Below are 311 nucleotides of genomic sequence, written 5' to 3' on the forward strand. Positions count from 1 at the left end.
TTGACTGCGGAGACGGATATTGCGGGTATGCGGGTGGTTGATGTGAGTGGTGTTGACGCTGCGCACTATCCGATCGGACTGGTCGCTCACGTCGACGCGGTAGTACACCTGACAATCAAGTTCCTCCCAGATCTCTTCGACCACAACGTGATAGACGAGATGATGCAGCGAGTCCTCCGTGTGATCGACGCAGCGGTTACCGACCCGGACCTGTCAATCGGCGCGCTGAACGTACTCTCGCCGGCGGAATGTGGTGAGTTGGTTCCGGTGTCGGGTGTTGCGGGTGGTCGGGTGTTGGTGTTGCCGGAGTT

General features: G+C 58.8%; 1 protein-coding gene. It reads left to right on the forward strand.

The window, feature by feature from the left end; all coding sequences use genetic code 11:
- On the forward strand, positions 1 to 311 hold a 311-nt coding region (locus CJ178_RS32395; protein ID WP_143547586.1), incomplete at both ends, for a hypothetical protein.

This window comes from Rhodococcus sp. ACPA4 (genome assembly GCF_002300185.1).
GTDB classification, from domain to species: Bacteria; Actinomycetota; Actinomycetes; order Mycobacteriales; family Mycobacteriaceae; genus Rhodococcus_F; species Rhodococcus_F globerula.